General features: G+C 79.0%; 1 protein-coding gene. It reads right to left on the bottom strand.

Annotated features, from left to right (window positions below; all coding sequences use genetic code 11):
• Window positions 1-119: 119 nt before the first annotated feature.
• On the bottom strand, window positions 120-1,034 hold the full coding sequence (locus tag GTR00_RS21270; protein ID WP_166613496.1) for a right-handed parallel beta-helix repeat-containing protein: 915 nt from the start codon (window positions 1,032-1,034) through the stop codon (window positions 120-122).
• Window positions 1,035-1,197: the final 163 nt, after the last annotated feature.

Below are 1,197 nucleotides of genomic sequence, written 5' to 3'. Positions count from 1 at the left end.
CACCACCGTGCAGCGCAACCCCGTCGGCCTGGACCTCGACGCGTGCAGCGCGGTGGCGAGCAGGACGGTGGGCAGCAGCGCGGTGGGCAGCACGGCGCGCGCCGCGCCGGGGCCCGCGCTCACGGGCTCACCGGCGCGCACGGCTGCACGGCCAGGCCCTCCAGGTCGAGCGGCCCGCCGTCGCGGGTGGCGGTGGTGCAGGTCACCGTGAACACGTCGCCGGCGCTCAGGTACCCGGAGACGTGCCGGCCGTTCCACACGAACGCGGAGCCCGCCAGGCGCCCGGCGCACAGGAACACCTCCAGCCCGGTGCCGTTGCGCTGGAACGTGACGCCGGTGGCGTCGAGGTGGCCGTCGGTGCTGCAGGACACGCCGTGGGAGGTGTTGCGGCGCACCAGCACGTCGCGCAGGACGAGGCCGTCGCGGGGCACGGCGGCGGCGTACAGGCCGGTGCCGTTGCGCTCGGCGGTGGAGTCCTCCACGAGCAGGCGCCCGCCGCCGTAGGCGCCGGCGCCGCGCACGTTGCCGCTCAGCCGCGTGCGCTGCAGCGTCAGCGCGACGCCCTCCAGCGCCTCGGCGCCGTGGCCGTTGCCCCGCAGGTGGACGTCGCGCACCGCCGCGCGCAGCACGGCGTCGGCGTAGGGCTCCTGCAGGTCCTCCGGCGCGGTGACGTCGGCCCGGCCGGACACGCCCGCGCCCCAGCCGCTGATGCGCCCGCCGCGCACCACGACGCCGTCGGCGGCCACCCGCACGCCGGTCGGGCCGCTCTCGACGGAGCCGTCGCCGCGTCCGGGACCGGTGAGGGCGTGGCCGTTGAGGTTCAGCTCGACCCCGTCCGCGGCCAGGGTCAGGCCCCGCCCGTCGGGGCACACGACGTCCGCGGCCAGGCGCACGCTGGTGGTGAGCACCGCCCCGCACGGCACGGTCGCGGCGCGCGGCGGGGCGGCGGGGCGCGGTGGAGCGGCGGAGGCGCCGGGCGCCAGGCCGGCGCAGAGGATCGCGGTGGCTGCGGTGGCTGCGGTGCCGTGTCGCATGGCGACCTTCTCCGGTCAGGACGTCCTCGTCCCCGCCAGCGTAGTCCCGGCGCGTGCGCGGTGCTGGTGCGCGCGCGGTGCTGGTGCGCGCGCGGCGGCGGTGGGACAGTGGCGGGGCGGGCGCGGGCCACCTCGAGGACGAGCGGCGGGCGCCCCTCCCGGA

Source organism: Kineococcus indalonis (assembly GCF_009906395.1).
GTDB classification, from domain to species: Bacteria; Actinomycetota; Actinomycetes; order Actinomycetales; family Kineococcaceae; genus Kineococcus; species Kineococcus indalonis.
This window is presented reverse-complemented; position numbering and strand designations above follow the sequence as displayed.

What these genes read in the sequence shown, in the direction of transcription:
- GTR00_RS21270 (WP_166613496.1), bottom strand. Translation starts at nt 1,034, where the DNA reads ATGCGACACGGCACCGCAGCCACCGCAGCCACCGCGATCCTCTGCGCC.